This is a genomic window from Curtobacterium sp. MEB011 (assembly GCF_030209655.1).
GTDB classification, from domain to species: Bacteria; Actinomycetota; Actinomycetes; order Actinomycetales; family Microbacteriaceae; genus Curtobacterium; species Curtobacterium poinsettiae.
The window spans coordinates 169,481-187,390 of record NZ_JARVRN010000009.1; the positions used below are offsets into that span (position 1 = coordinate 169,481).

14 protein-coding genes are annotated in these 17,910 nt (G+C 71.1%); 3 read left to right on the top strand and 11 right to left on the bottom strand.

The features are described from left to right. Positions 1–34 precede the first annotated feature (34 nt). Positions 35–2,110 carry a Stk1 family PASTA domain-containing Ser/Thr kinase gene (gene pknB, locus QRN30_RS12400; protein ID WP_284761151.1) on the top strand — a complete coding sequence of 692 codons (2,076 nt, stop codon included), beginning with the start codon at positions 35–37 and terminating at the stop codon, positions 2,108–2,110. Positions 2,111–2,339: 229 nt separating this feature from the next. On the opposite strand, the gene QRN30_RS12405 is transcribed toward pknB, so the two are convergent. From QRN30_RS12405 to QRN30_RS12415, 3 genes are all read right to left on the bottom strand, one after another. After that, positions 2,340–3,725, bottom strand: a complete 1,386-nt coding sequence (locus QRN30_RS12405) for a class II 3-deoxy-7-phosphoheptulonate synthase (protein WP_042537455.1) — start codon at positions 3,723–3,725, stop codon at positions 2,340–2,342. A gap of 104 nt (positions 3,726–3,829) precedes the next feature. After that, positions 3,830–4,555 (bottom strand): lysophospholipid acyltransferase family protein, encoded by a 726-nt coding sequence (locus QRN30_RS12410; protein WP_017886609.1) that lies wholly within the window; start codon positions 4,553–4,555, stop codon positions 3,830–3,832. Positions 4,556–4,660: 105 nt separating this feature from the next. Further along, entirely contained in the window at positions 4,661–5,614 is a 954-nt protein-coding gene (locus tag QRN30_RS12415) for an ROK family glucokinase (protein WP_017886608.1), read from the bottom strand. 121 nt (positions 5,615–5,735) lie between these two features. Between QRN30_RS12415 and QRN30_RS12420 the strand changes: the two genes are divergently transcribed. Beyond that, positions 5,736–7,673 carry an AMP-dependent synthetase/ligase gene (locus tag QRN30_RS12420; RefSeq protein WP_159556505.1) on the top strand — a complete coding sequence of 646 codons (1,938 nt, stop codon included), beginning with the start codon at positions 5,736–5,738 and terminating at the stop codon, positions 7,671–7,673. Between the two features lie 178 nt (positions 7,674–7,851). On the opposite strand, the gene QRN30_RS12425 is transcribed toward QRN30_RS12420, so the two are convergent. The 3 genes from QRN30_RS12425 to QRN30_RS12435 all read right to left on the bottom strand — a co-directional run bounded on the left by QRN30_RS12425 (position 7,852) and on the right by QRN30_RS12435 (position 12,042). Then, positions 7,852–7,983 (bottom strand): hypothetical protein, encoded by a 132-nt coding sequence (locus QRN30_RS12425; protein ID WP_017886606.1) that lies wholly within the window; start codon positions 7,981–7,983, stop codon positions 7,852–7,854. A gap of 143 nt (positions 7,984–8,126) precedes the next feature. Further along, complete coding sequence (locus QRN30_RS12430) at positions 8,127–8,630, bottom strand: peptide deformylase (RefSeq protein WP_017886605.1); 504 nt, start codon at positions 8,628–8,630, stop codon at positions 8,127–8,129. A 1-nt stretch (position 8,631) separates the two neighbouring features. Next, positions 8,632–12,042: a pyruvate carboxylase gene (locus QRN30_RS12435; RefSeq protein WP_071251042.1), complete on the bottom strand. Its 3,411-nt coding sequence runs from the start codon at positions 12,040–12,042 to the stop codon at positions 8,632–8,634. A gap of 60 nt (positions 12,043–12,102) precedes the next feature. Between QRN30_RS12435 and QRN30_RS12440 the strand changes: the two genes are divergently transcribed. Next, positions 12,103–12,915: a ParA family protein gene (locus tag QRN30_RS12440; RefSeq protein WP_027465232.1), complete on the top strand. Its 813-nt coding sequence runs from the start codon at positions 12,103–12,105 to the stop codon at positions 12,913–12,915. Between the two features lie 675 nt (positions 12,916–13,590). Here the strand turns inward: QRN30_RS12440 and QRN30_RS12445 are convergent. From QRN30_RS12445 to QRN30_RS12465, 5 genes are all read right to left on the bottom strand, one after another. Continuing rightward, the gene (locus QRN30_RS12445; protein ID WP_027465231.1) at positions 13,591–14,151 is read right to left on the bottom strand and encodes a MerR family transcriptional regulator; all 561 of its coding nucleotides are present in this window, start codon (positions 14,149–14,151) and stop codon (positions 13,591–13,593) included. A 184-nt stretch (positions 14,152–14,335) separates the two neighbouring features. Then, entirely contained in the window at positions 14,336–15,040 is a 705-nt protein-coding gene (gene ftsR / locus QRN30_RS12450; protein ID WP_017886601.1) for a transcriptional regulator FtsR, read from the bottom strand. After that, positions 15,040–15,519 (bottom strand): FHA domain-containing protein, encoded by a 480-nt coding sequence (locus QRN30_RS12455; RefSeq protein WP_042537353.1) that lies wholly within the window; start codon positions 15,517–15,519, stop codon positions 15,040–15,042. Before QRN30_RS12455 ends, ftsR begins: the two co-directional genes overlap by 1 nt. A gap of 204 nt (positions 15,520–15,723) precedes the next feature. After that, complete coding sequence (locus QRN30_RS12460) at positions 15,724–16,722, bottom strand: FecCD family ABC transporter permease (protein WP_017886599.1); 999 nt, start codon at positions 16,720–16,722, stop codon at positions 15,724–15,726. Beyond that, positions 16,719–17,753, bottom strand: a complete 1,035-nt coding sequence (locus QRN30_RS12465) for a FecCD family ABC transporter permease (protein ID WP_140447937.1) — start codon at positions 17,751–17,753, stop codon at positions 16,719–16,721. The genes QRN30_RS12460 and QRN30_RS12465 overlap by 4 nt, the downstream gene beginning before the upstream one ends. Between the last annotated feature and the right edge of the window lie 157 nt (positions 17,754–17,910).

Below are 17,910 nucleotides of genomic sequence, written 5' to 3' on the forward strand. Positions count from 1 at the left end.
TCCGGCTGCCGTCTCGATTCGTAGAATGCCGCCGATGACCACCAACGCCGCCACGGACCCCATGATCGGTCGCATGATCGATCAGCGGTACCGCGTCCGCTCGCGCATCGCGCGCGGGGGCATGGCGACCGTCTACCTCGCGACCGACGTGCGCCTCGAGCGACGCGTCGCCATCAAGATCATGCACGGGCACCTGGCCGACGACCAGGCCTTCCGTGAGCGCTTCATCCAGGAGGCCCGGTCGGCCGCCCGGCTGTCGCACCCGAACCTGGTGGGCGTCTACGACCAGGGCGCCGAGGGCGAGACCGCCTACATCGTCATGGAGTACATCCCCGGCATCACGCTGCGGGACCTGCTGCAGGAACACCACGCCCTGACGCCCGAGCAGGCGACGGACATCCTGCGCGCCGTGCTGGCGGGCCTGGCGTCCGCGCACCGCGCGGGGATCGTGCACCGCGACCTGAAGCCCGAGAACGTCCTGCTCGCCGACGACGGTCGCATCAAGCTCGGCGACTTCGGCCTGGCCCGGGCCACGACCGCGAACACGGCGACCGGCGCGGCCCTGCTCGGCACGATCGCCTACCTGTCCCCCGAGCTCGTGACCCGCGGCGCCGCCGACTCGCGCAGCGACATCTACGCGCTCGGCATCATGCTCTACGAGATGCTGACCGGCGAGCAGCCCTACAAGGGCGAGCAGCCGATGCAGATCGCGTACCAGCACGCCAACGACTCCGTCCCGGCCCCGAGCGCCGCCGTGTCCGGGGTGCCGCCGGAGCTCGACGAGCTGGTCGCCTGGTCGACCGCGCGCGACCCCGAGGACCGTCCCCGCGACGCCCGCGAGATGCTCGACCACATGTCGGGCAACCAGCAGCGGGCGACCGGTCAGTACCGCACCGCCGTGCTCCGCCCCGAGAACGGGACCGCGATCCTGCCCTCCGGCGGCGGGGGAACGCTCGGCGCCGCAGCGGCCGCCGCCTCGGTCGGAGCCGCAGGTGCCGGTGCTGCCGACGAGACCGCCGACATCGACCGGGCGGGTGACCGCGACACCGGTGACCGCGTTCGGACGCCCGCGCGGGCCCGCACCAACGCCCCGGGGCCCCGTCGCACCGGTGCCCAGCCCGGTGTCCTGTCCCCCGCCGGCCAGCGGCTCGCCGACCAGTCGGCGAAGCGTCGGAAGCGCGGCTGGATCGCCCTGTCCGTGGTCGTCGTGCTCGCGCTGATCGGAGCCGGCTTCGGCTGGTACTTCGGCCCGGGGCCCGGTGGCAACGTGCGCATCCCGGAAGTCGCGGGCAAGTCGGTCTCGCAGGCCCGACAGCTGCTCGAAGCACAGGGCCTGCAGGCGGCGTCGAAGACCGGGACACGGTTCGACGCCGTCGTCGCGAAGGGGCAGGTCTCCACGACCGAGCCGGCTGCGAGGCGCGAGGTGCAGAAGGGCACGGCGGTGCAGATCGTCGTCTCGAACGGCCCCCGGATGATCCCGCTGCCGGCGATCGTCGGGCAGCCGCTCTCCACCGTGACGGCCGCGCTCGACGACGACTTCGAGCTGCAGGACGACCGGTACCAGTTCTCCGCCGACGCGCCGAAGGACACCGTGATCGCGGCGACCGGTCGGGCGTCCGGGGGCAAGGCGCTCGACCTGACGACGGTGAAGGCGTACGGCGAGACCGGTCGGATCACCCTGACGGTGTCGCTCGGCCCCGTGCCCGACGTGGTCGGGAAGACCGTCGACGAGGCCTCCGCCGCACTCGACGACGTCGGGCTCGTCCTCGGCGCCCGGACCGAGGAGTACAGCGAGACCGTCCCGACGGGGCAGATCGTCTCCGCCGCCGTGCAGGAGTCCCCCGCCGTGCGCGGGTCGGCGGTGGACGTCGTCGTGTCGAAGGGCCCGACGCCGATCACCGTGCCGAAGGACGGAGTGGTCGGCAAGACCATCAACGAGGCGACGAAGACCCTCGAGGACCTCGGCCTCAAGGTCTCCGTGCCCGACTGCACGAACATCCTCTGCGGCTTCTACGACTGGAAGTCGACGCTGCCCGTCACCGGCACCGATCCGGGCTCCGGCGCGACCGTGTACCGCGGCGACACGGTCACCCTGTCCTACGACCAGTAGGGCCGGCGCAGGCGCTGCATGGGCGGTGTGTGTCGCCAGAGCGACACTGTCTCGCCCGATCGCGCCGACACCGTCGCGAGGGCGACGCTCCGCGGCCGTGGACGGGACCCCGGGACGGACGGGAGGCCCGTGGCGGCGCCGTCACGGGCCTCCCGTCCGACACGCGAAAGCGACAGAACCCCGCGAACGTGCCGCGGGGTTCTGTCGCTTCGTCGAGATGGTTCCTGCCCTACGAGCGGTCGGGCTGGTGCGCGCCGAGTTCCTCGGCCACCAGGAAGGCGAGCTCAAGGGACTGCATGTGGTTGAGGCGCGGGTCGCACAGCGACTCGTAGCGGGTGGCGAGGGTGGCCTCGTCGATGTGTTCCGAGCCACCGAGGCACTCGGTGACGTCGTCACCGGTGAGCTCGACGTGCATGCCACCGGGGTACGTGCCGACCTGGCGGTGCGCCTCGAAGAAGCCGAGGACCTCGTCCACGACGTCGTCGAACCGGCGGGTCTTGTAGCCCGTCGGCGTGGTCAGGCCGTTGCCGTGCATCGGGTCGGTGACCCACAGCGGGTTGGCGTCCATGCCCTTGATCGCCTCGAGCAGCTTGGGCAGCTCGTCGCGGATCTTCCCGGCACCCATCCGCGTGATGAAGGTCAGGCGACCCGGCTCACGGTTCGGGTCGAGCTTGTCGACGAGCGCCTTCATGTCGTCAACGGTCGTCGTCGGGCCGAGCTTCACGCCGATCGGGTTGCGCACCCGCGACAGGAAGTCCACGTGGGCACCGTCGATGTCACGCGTGCGCTCACCGATCCAGATGAAGTGGCCGGACGTGTCGTACGCCAGGCCCGAGCGGGAGTCGATGCGGGTCATCGGGCGCTCGTAGTCCATCAGCAGCCCCTCGTGCGAGGCGTAGAACTCGACGTGCTTGAGCGCTTCGAAGTCGGCACCGCAGGCGGCCATGAACCGGATCGCGCGGTCGATCTCCTTGGCGAGGTGCTCGTACCGGGCGTTCGCCGGGTTCGAGGCGAAGCCCTTGTTCCACGAGTGCACCTGCCGCAGGTCGGCGAAGCCCCCTTGCGTGAACGCTCGGACCAGGTTCAGCGTCGACGCAGCGGTGTGGTAGCCCTGCACCAGACGACGCGGGTCCGCTTCGCGGCTCTCCGGCGTGAAGTCGTAGCCGTTCACGATGTCGCCGCGGTAGGCGGGCAGCGTGACGTCGCCGCGGGTCTCGAAGTCGCTCGAGCGGGGCTTGGCGAACTGTCCGGCCATCCGGCCCATCTTGATGACGGGCGTCGAGGCGCCGTAGGTCAGCACGACGGCCATCTGCAGGATCGTCTTGACCCGGTCGCGGATGGAGTCGGCGGTGGCACCGGCGAAGGTCTCGGCGCAGTCACCGCCCTGCAGCAGGAAGGCCTTGCCCTGGGCGGCCGCGGCGAGCCGTGCGCGCAGCTCGTCGACCTCGCCCGCGAACACGAGCGGCGGGAGCGTGGCGATCTCGGCCGACGCCGCCTCGGCAGCGGCGGCGTCCGGCCAGGTCGGCTGCTGCTTGATCGGGAGCGTCCGCCAATAGTCGAGCCCCTCGATGACGTCCGGATCCTGCAGGGCGACGAAGTCGGTCGACTCGGGCAAGGGCGTTACCTCGGTGTTCTGTGCGGGCGGCCCGGCGACGCTGACCGGCACGTGGCCGCGCGTCGGCGATGGGCGTCCTGGCGGGGTGCCGGGACCATCAGAGCCTAACGTGCAGGCGTCGACTTCCGTTCCCGCATGACGGCCTCGCGCGCAGAGCTCGCGCGCTCCTTCACGCTGGTGGCGTAGACGTCGACGTACTCCTGACGGCTCAGCCCGGCGAGCTCGTGCATGACCTCGTCCGTGACGCTGCGCAGGATGAAGCGGTCCGTCTCGAAGCCCTGGAACCGCGAGAAGTCGAGCGGCTTGCCGAACACGACCCCGACGCGCTTGATCTTCGGGAACCGCTGCCCGATCTGCTGCACCTCGCGCGTGCCGACCATGGCCACCGGGACGACGAGCACGCGCCCCTCGAGGATCATCCGGGCGATGCCGGTGCGTCCGCGGTAGAGCTTGCCGTCGGGGCTGCGCGTGCCCTCCGGGTAGATGCCGAGCTGCTCACCGCGCGCCAGGACCTGCAGCCCGGTGCGCAGCGACGCTTCGGACGCCTTGCCACCGGAGCGGTCGATCGGCAGCTGGCCGATGGCGTTGAAGAACGTCTTCGTCGCCCAGCCCTTCAGCCCGCGGCCGGTGAAGTAGTCGCTCTTCGCCAGGAACGACAGTCGACGATCGAGCACCGCTGGCAGGATCACCGAGTCGATGAACGAGATGTGGTTCGAGGCGAAGATGACCGGGCCCGTCGTGGGGACGTGTTCGCGCCCGACGACCCACGGCCGGAACAGGGTGAGGATGAGCGGTCCGAGCACGAAGTTCTTCAGCAGCCAGTAGGTCATCGACGACTCCAGGTGGTGAGAAGGTCCGGGTGGTGCACGGGTGTTCGCGTTTGCTTTTGCGTTTGCGTTTGCGTTTGCGTTTGCGTTTGCGTTTGCGCGCCGACCCTACGCCGTCCGGGCGTGGATGCGAGCGAGGTCGGCAGCACCGACGACGCCCGCGTCGTTGACGAGTTCGGCGATGACGAAGTCGGGCTCCGGGTGGTACCCGCGGGCCGGCAGGTTGTTGAGGTACGCCTGCTTGATCGGGTCGAGCAGCCGGTCCCCCGCGCTGGCGACGCCGCCGCCGAACACGAAGAGCTGCGGGTCGAGCACGGCGGAGAGCGACGCGCACGCCTCGCCGAGGTGCCGACCGAGCCGACGGAGTGCCGCGAGGGCACCCGGGTCGTCGGCCAGGATCAGGTCGCCGACGATCTTGCCGTCGAGCTGGCCACCGTTGTCGGCGCGGGCGTCGGCCAGGGCCGAACCGATCCCGCCGGCGTCGGCGACGTCGTTGGCCATGCGCTGCAGGGCGCGGCCGGAGCCGTACTGCTCGATGCAGCCACGGGCGCCGCACCCGCAGGGCAGGCCGTTCGGGACGATGCGCAGGTGCCCGATCTCGCCACCGGTGCCGAAGCCGCCGCGGAACAGCCGGTCCTCGGTCACGATGGCGCCGCCGACCCCCGTGCCGATGGTGAGCATCGTCATGTCGGACACGAGCCGACCGGCACCGAACCGGAACTCCGCCCAGCCAGCGGCGTTCGCGTCGTTGTCGACCGTGATGTGCAGATCGCCGAGGCGCTGCTGCAGCTTCTGCCGGAGTGGTTCGTTCCGCCACCGGATGTTGGGCGTGTAGTAGACGATCGACTGCGAAGCGTCGATGAACCCGGGGGCGGCGACCCCCACGGCGCCGACCTGGTGGAGCGAGCTGAGTCGCTCGACCATCGAGACGACGTCGTCGAGCATGGCGTTCGGGTCCGCAGCGTTGGTGGCCACGCGGTCCTCGGCGACGATCTCGCCCAGTTCCGTCACGACCGCACCCGCGATCTTGGTGCCCCCGATGTCGATTCCGATGGCGTGCACGAGCAACGAGCCTACCGGTTCGCCGCGAAGTCGAGGAACGCCCGGAGACGCGCCCTATGCTGGCGGTGTCGCCTCGGTGTTGAGGCGCACTCGAGTCGAACCGGCAGACAAGGGAGTCACCGTGAACGATCAGCGTCCTGCACGCAGCAGCGCCTCCACCGACACGTCCACCGCTGGCAGCGCCGCCACCGGGAGCACACCGTCGGCCGGGGAGCACCCCACCAGCCCCGACGCCGGCCCCGTCGCCCCGGACCACGGCTCGGCAGCGCGGCTCCTCGGCGACCGCGTCCGTCTGACGCCGGAACGTCCGATCCTCGCCCAGCGCCACGGCGACACCTGGACGACCTTCACCGCGGCCGAGACCCTGGCCCGGGTCCGGGGCATCGCGAAGGGCTTCGTCGCCGCCGGGCTCGAACCGGGCGCGCACGTCGCGATCCTGTCGCGCACCCGGCTCGAGTGGACCCTGGTCGACTTCGCCGTGTGGACCGCCGGCCTGGTGTCCGTGCCCGTGTACGAGACGAGCTCCCCCGACCAGGTGCGGTGGATCCTGTCCGACTCCGAGTCGGTCGCCATCGTCGTCGAGCAGGAGGAGCACGCGCGCCGCGTCGCCTCCATCGCACCCGACCTGCCCGCCCTGGGCCAGCACTGGACGATCGACGGCGGCGGCCTCGACGACCTGACCCGGCTCGGCGAGGACGTCACCGACGACGAACTCGACGCCCGCACCGCCCACGTGCACGGCCACGACGACGCCACGATCATCTACACCTCGGGCAGCACCGGCCGGCCGAAGGGGTGCGTCCTGCGGCACGACAACTTCACCGCCACGGTCGAGGGCGCGAGCGAGGCGATGCCCGAGGTGGTCGCCGACGGCGCCTCGACCCTGCTGTTCATCCCGCTCGCCCACGTCTTCGCGCGGTTCATCGCCGCGATGTCGGTCTCCGCGGGTGTCCTCGTCGGCCACGAGCCGGACACCAAGGACCTCATGCGGGCGGTGTCGACCTTCCAGCCGACGTTCCTGCTCGCGGTCCCCCGGGTGTTCGAGAAGATCTACAACTCCGCCGAGCAGAAGGCCGACCTCGGCGGCAAGGGCAGGATCTTCCGCGCTGCCGCCGACACCGCGGTCGCCCACTCCGAAGCCCTCGCCGCCGGCCGGGTGCCGTTCCTGCTCGGCCTGAAGTTCAGGCTGTTCGACCGGCTCGTGTACGCGAAGCTCCGCGATGCCCTGGGCGGCCGGGTCGAGTACGCCATCAGTGGTTCGGCGCCCCTCTCCCCGCGGCTCTCGCACTTCTTCCGCTCGATCGGGGTGCTCATCCTCGAGGGCTACGGCCTGACCGAGACCACGGCACCCGCCACGGTCAACCGTGCCCGTGAACTCCGCATCGGCACGGTGGGTCGCGCCCTGCCCGGCATCGAGGTCCGGATCGCCGACGACGGCGAGATCCTGATCCGCGGCGTCGACGTCTTCGACCGGTACTGGCGGAACGACGAGGCGACCGAGCACGCCTTCGCCGACGGCTGGTTCCGCACCGGTGACCTCGGCCGGCTCGACGGCGACGGGATCCTCACGGTCACCGGACGCGCCAAGGAGCTCATCGTCACCGCGAGCGGCAAGAACGTCGCACCGGCACCGCTCGAGGACGGCATCCGCGAGCACCCGCTCATCGGCCAGGTGGTCGTCGTCGGCGAGGGCAAGCCGTTCGTCGCCGCGCTCGTGACGCTCGACCGCGAGATGCTGCCCGGCTGGTGCGAGTCCCGCGGGATCGCCCCGGCGCTGAGCGCACACGAGGCCGCCTACGACGAACGCGTGCTGTCCGCCGTCCAGGAGGCCATCGACACCGCGAACAGCCGCGTCTCCCGCGCCGAGTCGGTCCGGTCGTTCACGATCCTCGACACCGACCTGACCGAGGCGTCCGGGCACCTCACGCCCAAGCTGACGATCAAGCGGTCGGTGATCCTGCAGGACTTCGCCGCCGACGTCGACCACATCTACTCCGGGTCGAAGGTGCAGACGACGGCGACCCCGGTGGTCGAGGGGCGGCGCCGAGGCCGCTCCTAGCGCCCGCCGGGCGTACCTGGTCACTTCGGGCGTACCGGGTCGGTTCTTCCGACCAGGGACGCCCGATCCCGCCAGGTGCGCGCGGTTGTGGACGCAACGGTCTGGAGGCCCGGATCGCGTCCGTCGGACGTGATCCGGGCCTCCAGGCGGTCCAGCGGGCGCCGGGGCGCCTGCGGGGTCAGGCCTCCTGCGGCTGCTCCGTCGCGGGGGCGTCGAGGACGGCGGTCGAACCGGTCGTGACGGTGGCCTCGGCCGGTCGACGGTTGGTGCGGGTGCGGTGCGAGCTCAGCTCGTCGTTCTGACTGGTCATGCGGGAGTCCTGGGGGGATCGGATGGGCCGTCGGTGGGAGGCCGACAGCAGCACGGTACCCCCTCGTCAGGACAAAGCGACAATCCCCCGTGGGGGTGTCACACCCGAGTTCACAGCCCGCGAACGCGGGCCTGTGGGACCGCTCAGTGGAACCAGTCCTGGGCGCGGATGTCGCGCAGCGCCTGACGGCGGATCTCGGGGTCGAGCGTCATCACGTAGACCGTGCCGTCGAGGTGGTCGCACTCGTGCTGGAGCGCCTCGGCCATCAGTCCGGTGCCCTCGAGGACGACCTCGGCGCCGTCGACGTCGACACCCCGGACCTTGGCGTACGGGTACCGACGCGTCGGGTAGCCGAGGCCGGGGACGGAGAGGCAGCCCTCTTCCATGAGCTCGGGCTCCCCGGAGACCTCGACGACCTCGGGGTTCAGGACGTAGCCGACCTCGCCGTCGACGTTGTACGAGAACGCACGGAGCCCCACGCCGATCTGCGGCGCGGCCACCCCGGCACGTCCGGGTTCCTTGACGGTGTCGACGAGGTCCTGCACCAGGTCACGGACTCCGGTGCTCCCGAGCAGTTCGGGTCGGATCGGATCGGCCGGCGATCGGAGGACGGGGTCGCCGAACAGGCGGATGGGACGAACGGTCAATTTACTGCAGCACCACCAGGAGGTCGCCGGCGTCCACCTGCTGGGTCACCGGGATCGCGAGTCGGCCGACGGTGCCCGACACGGGCGCCGTGATGGCCGCTTCCATCTTCATCGCCTCGATGCTCGCCACCGGCGTACCGGCCTCGACGACGTCACCGACGGCGACCTTGAGCGTCACCACACCGGAGAACGGCGCGGCCACGTGCTTCGGGTCGGACGCATCGGCCTTCTCGGCCGCCTTCGTCTCGACCTCGACCGAACGGTCGCGGACGGCGACCGGGCGGAGCTGCCCGTTCATCGTCGCCATGACCGTGCGGATGCCCTTGGCGTCCACCTCGCCGATCGCCTCGAGCCCGACGAACAGGTCGACGCCCTTGCCGAGCGGGACACTGTGCTCCTGCCCCGGGCGCAGCCCGTACAGGTAGTCGACGGTCGGGACGACGGACAGGTCGCCGTACTGCTCCCGCACACGCTGGAACTGCTGCGTCGGCTGCGGGAAGAGCAGGCGGTTGAGTGCCTGCTGCCGCTCGGGTCCGGGGGTCTCGAGGTGCGCACGCTCGTCCGCGGGCACCGGGGTGATCTCGAGTCGGACGTCACGCCCGGCCAAGACCTTCGAGCGGAACGGCTCCGGCCAGCCGCCGGGCAGGTCGCCCAGTTCGCCGGCCATGAACCCGACCACGGAGTCCGGGATGTCGTACTTGTCGGGGTTCTGCTCGAAGTCGACCGGGTCGGCACCGACGGCGGCGAGCTGCAGCGCGAGGTCACCGACGACCTTCGACGACGGCGTGACCTTGGTCGGGCGCCCGAGGATCCGGTTCGCCTCGGCGTACCAGTCCTCGACCTGCTCGAACCGGTCGCCGAGCCCGAGGGCGATCGCCTGCTGCCGGAGGTTCGACAGCTGACCGCCGGGGATCTCGTGCTTGTAGACACGCCCGGTCGGACCGGCGAGCCCGGACTCGAACGGGGCGTACACGCGACGGACCGACTCCCAGTAGGGCTCGAGGTCACCGACGGCGTCGAGGGACAGACCGGTGTCGCGCTCGGTGTGCGCCAGGGCGGCGACCAGGGCGGACATGCTCGGCTGGCTGGTCGTGCCGGCCATGGGTGCTGCGGCCACGTCGACGGCGTCGGCCCCGGCGCGCGAGGCGGCGAGCAGGGTCGCGAGCTGCCCGCCGGCGGTGTCGTGGGTGTGCACGTGCACGGGCTGGTCGAAGCGCTCGCGCAGCGCGGTGACGAGCTTCTCGGCCGCACCGGCACGGAGGAGCCCCGCCATGTCCTTGATGCCGATGACGTGCGCGCCGGCCTCGACCATCTGCTCCGCCAGGCGGAGGTAGTAGTCGAGCGTGTAGAGGTCCTCGGCGGGGTCGAGGAGGTCGGCGGTGTAGCAGAGCGCCGCCTCGGCGACCGCCGTGCCGGTCGCGAGCACTGCCTCCAGCGCCGGACGCAGCTGGCTGACGTCGTTCAGCGCGTCGAACACGCGGAAGACGTCGACGCCGGACCGAGCGGCCTCGTCGACGAAGGCGTCGGTGACCTCGGTCGGGTAGGGCGTGTACCCGACCGTGTTGCGGCCACGGAGCAGCATCTGGATCGGGATGTTCGGCATCGCTTCGCGCAGCGAGGACAGGCGCTCCCAGGGGTCTTCCCCGAGGAACCGGAGGGCGACGTCGTAGGTCGCACCTCCCCAGGCCTCGACGCTGAGCAGCTGCGGGGTGAGCCGCGCGACGTGCGGTGCGACGGCGACGAGGTCCTTCGTGCGGACCCGGGTGGCCAGGAGCGACTGGTGGGCGTCCCGCATCGTCGTCTCGGTCACCGCCAGGGCGGTCTGGGCGCGGAGGGCCCTCGACCACTCGGCCGGGCCCATCGCCAGCAGGCGGTCGCGCTGTCCCTCGGGCACCGGCGTCGTCAGGTCGGTGGCCGGGAGCTTGTCGGCCGGGTCGGTGACGAGCGGCGACCGCTCACCGTTCGGCTTGTTGACCGTGACGTCGGCGAGCCAGGTGAGCACCTTCGTGCCGCGGTCCTTCGAGACGTGGCCGCCGAAGAGCTGGGGGCGTTCCTCGATGAACTTCGTCGAGACGTCGCCGCGGGCGAAGTCCGGGTCCTCGAGCACGGCCTGCAGGAACGGGATGTTCGTGCTGACGCCGCGGATGCGGAACTCGGCGAGGGCGCGCTTCGCCCGGGACACCGCCGCCGGGAAGTCCCGGCCGCGGCACGTCATCTTCGCGAGCATCGAGTCGAAGTGCGGGCTGATCTGCGCGCCGGTGGCGACCGTGCCGCCGTCGAGCCGGACGCCCGCGCCGCCGGGGCTGCGGTAGGTGCTGATCCGGCCGGTGTCCGGACGGAAGCCCTGCGTCGGGTCCTCGGTCGTGATGCGGGTCTGCAGCGCCGCGCCGTGCACGTGGACGGCGTCCTGCGACAGGCCGAGGTCGGCGAGGGTCTCCCCCGCCGCGATGCGCATCTGCGACTGCACCAGGTCGACGTCGGTGACCTCTTCGGTGACTGTGTGCTCGACCTGGATGCGCGGGTTCATCTCGATGAAGACGTGCTGGCCGACGCGTTCGCCTTCGGTGTCGAGCAGGAACTCCACGGTGCCGGCGTTGACGTACCCGATCGACCGGGCGAAGGCCACGGCGTCGCGGTGCAGTGCCTGCGCGATCGCGGGGTCGAGGTTCGGCGCCGGCGCGATCTCGACGACCTTCTGGTTGCGCCGCTGCACCGAGCAGTCCCGCTCGAACAGGTGGATCGTGCCGGCGTCGGTGCCGGTCGCGTCGGCGAGGATCTGCACCTCGATGTGGCGCGGACGGATGACGGCCTGCTCGAGGAACATCGTCGGGTCGCCGAACGCACTGTCGGCCTCGCGCATCGCGGCTTCGAGGGCGTCGCGCAGCTCGGGCTTCGTCTCCACCCGGCGCATGCCACGGCCACCACCGCCGGCGACGGCCTTGGCGAACACCGGGAACCCGATCGCGTCCGCGCCGGCGATGAGCTCGTCGATGTCGCGGCTCGCCGGGGTGCTCGCGAGGACCGGGACGCCGGCCGCGATCGCGTGCTCCTTCGCGGTGACCTTGTTGCCGGCCATCTCGAGCACGTGCTCGCCCGGGCCGATGAAGGTGATGCCGTTCGCGGCTGCTGCCGCGGCGAGCTCGGGGTTCTCAGACAGGAACCCGTACCCCGGGTAGATCGCGTCGGCCCCCGACTCGCGGGCGACGCGGATGATCTCGGAGACGTCCAGGTACGCCCGGACCGGGTGGCCCCGCTCCCCGATCAGGTAGGCCTCGTCGGCCTTGAGCCGGTGCAGGGAGTTCCGGTCTTCGTACGGGTAGACGGCCACTGTACGGGCCCCCAACTCGTAGGCGGCACGGAACGCGCGGATGGCGATCTCGCCACGGTTCGCAACGAGGATCTTCGTGAACACGACGTCCCTTTCAGCCCGGGTTGAGGTGAGACAACCCTAGTGGCGGTAACGTTGCTCAACGTGCATGTACTCAGCGTGAGCTCCCTCAAGGGTGGTGTCGGCAAGACGACGGTGACGCTCGGCCTGACCTCGGCCGCGTTCGCCAAGGGACTGCGCACGCTGGTGGTGGATCTGGACCCGCAGTCCGACGTCTCGACGGGCCTCGACATCAACCTCGCCGGCCACCTCAACGTGGCCGACGTCCTCGAGAACCCGAAGGAGAAGATCGTCCGTCAGGCGATCGCCCCCTCGGGCTGGACGAAGGGGTCGCAGGGCAAGATCGACGTCATGGTCGGGTCGCCCTCCGCCATCAACTTCGACGGGCCGCACCCGTCCATCCGCGACATCTGGAAGCTCGAAGAGGCCCTGGCCAACGTCGAGCAGGACTACGAGCTCGTCCTCATCGACTGCGCGCCGTCGCTGAACGCCCTGACCCGCACCGCGTGGGCCGCGTCCGACCGCGTCACCGTCGTCACCGAGCCCGGCCTGTTCTCCGTCGCCGCCGCCGACCGTGCGCTGCGCGCCATCGAGGAGATCCGCCGCGGACTCTCCCCCCGGCTGCAGCCCCTCGGCATCATCGTGAACCGTGCCCGGGTGCAGTCGCTCGAGCACCAGTTCCGCATCAAGGAACTCCGCGACATGTTCGGCCCGCTCGTGCTCTCCCCGCAGCTGCCGGAGCGCACGTCGCTGCAGCAGGCGCAGGGTGCGGCGAAGCCGCTGCACGTCTGGCCCGGCGAGTCCGCGCAGGAGATGGCGAAGAACTTCGACCAGCTGCTCGAGCGCATCATGCGCACCGGCAAGATCGGTCCGTACGCCGAGGGCGGCGCCGCCTAGGTCGGAGTCGGCACGCCGACGGGTCACAACACCCCGCTCACGTCCGCCGACTGGTCACCAACCGTCGGCTCGGGCGCGCGCAGCCGACAGTTCGTGACCACTCGGCGACCCGCACACGACGGTTCGTGACCTCGCCGCGACGGCCTGGAGGCGCGCCCCGTCCCCGCGGACACGCCCGGCGCCGGCATGCCCAGCGGTCACAACACCCCGCTCACGTCCGCCGACTGGTCACCAACCGTCGGCCGAAGACCGCGCAGACAACAGTTCGTGACCACTCGGCGACCCGCACGCGACGGTTCGCGACCTCGCCGCGACGGCCTGGAGGCGCGACCCGCCCGGGCAGACACGCCCGGCCCCGGCACGCCCAGCGGTCACGACACCCCGCTCACGTCCACCGACTGGTCACCAACCGTCGGCCGAAGCCCGCGCAGACAACAGTTCGTGACCGCTCGGTGCCGCGCACACGACGGTTCGCCACCACCCGCGAAGGGCCTGGAGGCACGCCCCCGCCCCAGCGGACACGCCCGGCCCCGGCACGCCAAGCGGTCACACCACCCCGCTCACGTCCGCCGACTGGTCACCAACCGTCGGCCGGCAACGTCACAGCCGACAGTTCGTGACCACACGGCGACTCACACGCGACGGTTCGGGACCACAGGGCCCGAACGCGGGTGGTCAGGAAGCGCGAGAAGCGCGACGAGCGGCGAGCTCGTCGGAGGGGTCGGCCGCAGCGGTGGCGTCGAGCTCGACCAGGGAGCTCTCGACCTCGCGCAGGACCTTGCCGACCGCGATGCCGAAGACGCCCTGGCCGCGGGACACGAGGTCGATGACCTCGTCGTCGGAGGTGCACAGGTACACCGAGGCACCGTCGGACATCAGCGTGGTCTGCGCCAAGTCGGAGACGCCGGACTCACGGAGCTGGTTGACGGCGGTGCGGATCTGCTGCAACGAGATGCCGGTGTCGAGCAGGCGCTTCACGAGCTTGAGCACCAGGATGTCGCGGAACCCGTACAGGCGCTGCGAACCGGAGCCAGCGGCGCCGCGGATCGTCGGCTGCACGAGCTCGGTGCGGGCCCAGTAGTCGAGCTGTCGGTACGAGATGCCGGCTGCCCGTGCGGCGACGGTGCCGCGGTAGCCGTTCTGCTCGTCGTGCTCGGGCAGACCATCGGTGAAGAGCAGCCCGAGGTCGTACCGGGTCACATCAGACTCGGTGCCAGGGGTGTCGTTCCCACTCATGAGCTTGCCTTCCACGACGATCGAGCTCCCACCCGAAGCTTCAACGACGGGTTGAGAGTTGTTCCGAGGTCCACGGTAGCGACTCCGACCGCTCCCGCGCGGGACATCCGACCCGGCGCGTCCGGCGTGTCGAGGATACGCCCCGACCACTGACACACAAGCCCTGTCGGAGCACCGGACGGCGTCATGCGTCGAGACGACCGATGGCCTGGCGGATGAGGTTCGACCGGATGATCTCGAGGTGTCCCGCTATCTCGCGGGCGAGCTCGGTGGCCTTCGCGCGCGAGGTGGCGTCGCCCCGGCGGGAGACCGGCATGAGGGCGGACTCGATGAGACCGACCTCACGCTCCGCAGTACTGCGGAGCGTGCGCAGGTGCCGCGGCTCGATGCCGGTGCGCTGCAGTTCGACCAGGGCCTTCAACACGGAGACGCCGTCGTCGCCGTAGGTGTCGGTGGGCGGCAGGAGCGAGGCCGAGACCGCGTCGGCCAACAGCATCGGCGAGGCACCGGCCGCGCGGACGGTCTCGTCGCGGGTGTACCGACGTTCACGACCGAGGATCGACGGCTTCGGCGCGTCTCCGCCCCCGGGCAGGACCGGTTCGCGCCCGGCGTCGAGGTCGGCGAGGTACTCCTTGATGACCTTGAGCGGCAGGTAGTGGTCGCGCTGCAGTCCGAGGATCACCCGGAGACGCTCGAGGTCGGCGGCGGAGAACTTGCGGTACCCGCTGGCCGTGCGGATCGGGGTGACGAGCTCGCGCTCTTCGAGGAACCGCAGCTTGGAGCTCGACAGGTCCGGGAACTCGGGCTTGAGGCGAGCGAGGACCTGCCCGATCGTGAGCAGGTCCGGTGCCGCGGACCCCGCCCGGGCCGCAGCGGACCGTGCGGCCACTACGCGTTCGCCAGGCGCGCCAGGTCGACCCGAGATGCGTAGAACGTCAGGCGGAACTTGCCGACCTGGACTTCGGCCCCGTCGGTGAGCAGCGCTTCGTCGATGCGGACACCGTCGAAGTACGTACCGTTCAGGGAACCGTTGTCCTTGACGCTGAAGCTCGTGCCGTGGCGCAGGAACTGCGCGTGCTTGCGCGACACGGTGACGTCGTCGAGGAAGATGCCGGCGTCGGGGTGGCGGCCGGCCGTCGTGACGTCGGAGTCGAGGAGGAACCGCGCACCCACGTTGGGGCCACGACGGACCACGAGCAACGCCGACCCGGAGGGCAGGGCGTTGACGGCTTCACGTTCTTCGGTCGAGACACCGGACTCGGCGGTGAGCGCCGCTCCCATGTCCATGCTGAAGGTCAGCGTGGTGTCGACCAGCCGCTGTTCCGGGGACTTCTGACCGCCCGGCTGCGGGACCACTGGATCTGGCATCGGTGGACCTCCTCCTCTTGGCCTACCAGCGTATCGGAAACGAAGCCCCGAGCGGCAGCCCCGATCTGGGACTGTGGAGAGACTTCCGCGATGCGCGAACGCACGACCGGCGTCAGCGAACCAGCATGACCCACGTCAGCGAACCAGCTCGACCAGCGTCAACGAACCAGCTCGACCAGCGTCAACGAACCAGCACGACCCGCGTCAACGCCCCCGCGCGAGCAACCAGAGCAGGTACGGCGCGCCCACGACACCCGTCACGACCCCCACCGGCAGCGCGTTGCCGGGGATCGCGAACTGGGCGAGCAGGTCGCTGCCGAGCGTGATCGCGGCGCCGACGGCTGCCGCCGGCGCGAGGGCGACCCGTCCGCCGCCGACCAGGCGTCGAGCGATCGGGGCTGCCATCAGCGCCACGAACGACACCGGACCCGCGGTGGCGACGGCTGCGGCGGTCAGGCACACGGCGGTGAGGAGCAGGAGCACCTTCGCGCGGTCCGGTCGGAGCCCCAGGGCGGCGGCGACCTCGTCCCCGAGGCTCAGCACCTGCAGCCGAGCGGACTGCAGCAGTGCGAGCACGCCGAGCACGACGAACGCGACACCGAGCACCCCGACCAGGTCACGGTCGACGGCGTTCAGGCTGCCGGAGAGCCACAGCAGTGCGGTTCCGGCCTGGGTGACGGTGCCGCTCGTGAGCATCCACCCGGTGATGCTCAGGCAAATCGCCGCGACACCGATGCCGACGAGGACGACCCGGTTCCCGGTGATCCCCCTCCGCCAAGCGAGCCCGGCGATGGCGATCGCGACCACCACGGCGCCGACGAGCACGACCGAGAACAGCGTGCCGCCGCTCGCGCCGAACAGCACGATGGCGGTGAGCCCGGCGGCGCTGGCCCCCGAGGTGATCCCGATGACGTCGGGACTCGCGATGGGGTTCCGCACGACGCTCTGCACGATCGCGCCGGCGACACCGAGGCTGGCGCCGACGAGGACCGCGCCGAGCACCCTGGGGCCGCGGAGCTGCCCGATCACGAAGTCCGAGATGCGGTCCCCCTGGCCGAACAGGCTGGCCAGCACCTGACCGGGCGTGAGCGGGATCGACCCCGCGCCGAGCCCGATCAGGACGAGCACCGAGATGACCACCACCACGGCGACGAGCACCGCGACCTCACGGCGCAGCCCGACGGAACGGAACAGCGGCTTCACAGTCCCCGCACCGCCCTCGACCGCACGAGCGCGATGAACACCGGCGCCCCGATGAGTGCGGTGACGATGCCGACCTGCAGCTCCCCCGGGTACGCGACGACGCGGCCGATGACGTCCGCCACGAGCAGGAGTGCGGGGGCGACGATCGCCGACAGCAGGATGGTCCACCGGTGGTCCGGGCCGCTCAGGCGACGGACCGCGTGCGGCACGGCGAGGCCGACGAACGCGATCGGCCCGGCGGCGGCCACCGCGGACCCGGCCAGCAGGACGGCGACCAGACCACCCACGGCACGGACGAGCACGACCCGCTGCCCGAGCGACGCCGCGAGCTCGTCCCCGAGCGCCAGGGTGTTGAGCGACCGACCGAGGCCGAACGCGATCACCAGCCCGACGAGCACCGGTGCCGTGATGACCCCAGCCGTGCCGAGGTCCTTGCCGGCGAGGGCTCCGACCTGCCAGAACCGCAGCTGGTCGAGCAGGCTCTGGTCGGTCACGAGCACCGCGGTGGTGACCGACGACAGGGCAGCGGCGACGACGGCTCCGGCGAGGGCGAGCCCGACGGGCGAGAGCCCGCGCCGGGCGACGGCCGCGATCCCGTAGACGAGCAGGGCCGCGAAGGCGGCCCCGACGAACGCGAAGGGCAGGTACGCGGCCGTCCCGCTCACGCCGAAGAGCGCGATCCCGGTGACGACGGCCAGGGTGGCGCCGGAGTTGATGCCGAGGACGCTGGGGTCGGCGAGCGGGTTCCGGGTCACGCCCTGCATGACCGCCCCGGCCACGCCGAGTGCTGCTCCGGCGAGCAGACCGACGACGGTGCGCGGCACGCGGTTGCCGAGGACGATCAGCCCGATCTCGTCGTTCCTGCCGGGGTGCAGCACCGTGTCGAGGACGGTCCCGAGCGGGATCGGCCGTGAGCCGTACGCGATCGACAGGGCACACGCCACGGCGAGGACGACGACCGCCAGCACGGTCGCACCGACGAGTCGGGGGACGGAGCTGGGAGCCGGGGGCGGGGACGTCGACGGAGGCATGGAGGTAAGGCCACCCTAACGCCGGAGCCCTGTTCGGCGTCCCCCGAGCAAGCCCGGAGCGTGCGCAGGGTTCGTTCATAGGCTCGTCATGGGGAAGCCCTCTGTACTGGTCTCCATCGACGCCCGACCGGGCCGTCGAGGGACGACCGGAGAGCAC